Here is a 2535-nt window from a genome sequence, read left to right as displayed (position 1 = left end):
GTGCGGGCCCGGTGTTCGTGTTCCCGGGTCAGGGTGCGCAGTCGGCGCGGATGGCGGCCGGTCTGGTGGGTCGTACGCCGGTCTTCGACGCGCGGTTGGCGGAGTGCCAGCGGGCGTTGGCGCCGTATCTGGACGTGGACCTCGTGTCGGTGCTCACCGGTGACGACGAGTCGTGGCTGGCGCGGGTCGAGGTCGTGCAGCCGGTGCTGTGGGCCGTCGGCGTCGCCCTCGCCGCCGTGTGGCAGCACGCGGGTGTGGTTCCGGCGGCGGTGATCGGCCACTCGCAGGGCGAGATCGGCGCGGCGTGCGTGGCCGGGATCCTCTCCCTGGAGGACGCGGCGAAGGCGGTGGCGTTGCGCTCCCGGGCCCTGACCGCGCTGCGCGGCACCGGGACGATGGCGTCGGTCGACCTCCGCGCGGACGCGGTGACGGAGCGGCTGCCGGGCTTCCCCGGGGTGGGCGTCGCGGCGGTGAACGGCCCGTCGACGGTGGTGGTGTCGGGTCCGCCGCAGCCGGTTGCCGACCTGGTGGAGGCGTGTCAGGCCGACGGAGTGCGGGCGCGGTTGATCCCGGTGGACTACGCGTCGCACTCGGCGGCGGTGCAGGACGTCGCGGAGCGGTTGCGCGCGGACCTGGCCGACGTGAGCCCGCAGCCGGGGCACACTCGGCTCGTCTCGACGTTGACGGGGGACTGGGTCGATCCGTCCTCGATGAACGCCGGTTACTGGTACGACAACCTGCGGCAGACCGTGCAGTTCGACGGCGCCGTGCGCGTCGCTGTCGCCGCCGGGCACACCACGTTCATCGAGATCAGCCCCCATCCGGTGTTGACGATGCCGGTGACGGCGATCCTGGACGACGCCGGCGTCACCGGGCACACCCTGGGCAGCCTGCGCAGGGGCGACGACGACCCGACGCGGCTGCTGACCAACCTGGCTACCGCCCACGCGATCGGCCTGCCCGTCGACCTGACGGCCGTCCTGGCCGGGACCGACCCTGTCGCCCTGCCCACGTACGCCTTCGACCACCAGCGGTACTGGGTCGAGCCGCCGGCGCACCGGGCGCAGGACGTCAGCTCCGCCGGTCTCCAGGACGCCGGGCACCCGCTGCTCAGCGCCACGCTGACGTTCCCCGACAGCGAGCGGATGGTCTTCACCGGGCGGCTGTCGGTGCGTACCCACCCGTGGCTCGGCGAGCACCGGGTGATGGACAACATCCTGCTGCCCGGCACCGCCTTCGTGGAACTCGCCACATACGCCGGTGCGCAGGCCGGCTGCCCGACGGTGGAGGAGCTGACGCTGCTCGCCCCGCTCGTCCTGCCCGAACTCGGCGCGCTCCAGGTGCAGCTGACGGTCGGCGACCGCGACGACGACGGGCGGCGCACCGTCCAGCTCCACTCCCGGCCCTACCGGGACGGCTCCGACGAGATCCTCGCCGACGTCGCCTGGACCTGCCACGCCACCGGCCTGCTCGGCCCGCAGCCGGCCGACGCCGCGCCCGCCTTCGACCTGGGGGTGTGGCCGCCGCCCGGCGCGACGCGCGTCGAGTCCGACGACTTCTACTCCGGCATCGAGGCGACCGTCTTCGGGTACGGGCCGGCGTTCCGGGGTCTGCGTGCCGCGTGGATCCGCGACGACGAGGTCTTCGCCGAGGTCGAGCTGCCCGCCGGCCACCACGCCGAGGCCGGCCGCTTCGGCGTGCACCCGGCGCTGCTCGACGGCGCGCTGCAGGCCATGTCGATCGGCGGCTTCCTCGGCCGGATGGGCGACGGCGCCGACGCCGGCGTGCCCCGCCTGCCGTTCGCCTGGACCGGGGTCTCCCTGCTCGCCGCCGGGACCACCGCCCTGCGCGTGCGCGTCGCCGCGGCCGGCGAGGTCGGCGTCTCGTTCCAGGTGGCCGACGCCACCGGCGCCCCGGTGCTGCACGTCGACTCGCTGATCATGCGCCGTGTCTCCGGGGACTCCCTCGGCGCGGCCCGCTCCGGCCGGCACGAGTCGCTGTTCCAGGTGGACTGGCCCGTGCTGCCGGTGCCCACCGGCCCCGTGCCGGCGGCCATCCGCTGGGTGGCGCTCGGCGACGACCTGGTGCTCAGCGCGGCCTGCGAGGCGGCCGGTGCCCGGGTGCGTACCGACGTCGGGCTCGACACCCTCGGCGACCTGCTCGCCGGGGGTGAGCCGGCGCCCGAGCTGGTGATCGTCCCGGTCGGCGACGCCGGGAACCCGTCGGACCCGGAGCTCGCCGCGCAGGCGCGCGCCGCCACGCACCGTACGCTCGCCGCGTTGCGGACCTGGCTCGCCGACGACCGGTTCGCCGACTCGCGGCTGGTGCTCGTCACCCGGGACGCGGTCGCGGCGGGGGAGCAGGAGCAGGTGAACCTGCGCCAGGCCCCGGTCTGGGGCCTGCTGCGTGCCGCCCAGCTCGAACACCCGGGCCGGTGCCAGCTCGTCGACCTCGACGACGCCCCGGACAGCGCCGCCGCGCTGGCCGCCGCCATCGCCTCCGGCGAGCCGCAGCTCGCCGTGCGCGACGGGCAGG

1 protein-coding gene is annotated in these 2535 nt (G+C 75.5%); it reads left to right on the top strand.

Annotated features, from left to right (window positions below; genetic code table 11):
* The coding region (locus KBX39_RS28765) for an acyltransferase domain-containing protein (RefSeq protein WP_210873541.1) at positions 1-2535 on the top strand (2535 nt) is incomplete at both ends.

It is taken from the genome of Micromonospora sp. D75, from assembly GCF_018070405.1.
GTDB classification, from domain to species: Bacteria; Actinomycetota; Actinomycetes; order Mycobacteriales; family Micromonosporaceae; genus Micromonospora; species Micromonospora chalcea.
The sequence above is the reverse complement of the archived record's forward strand: the minus strand, read 5'-3'. Positions and strand labels throughout refer to the sequence as shown.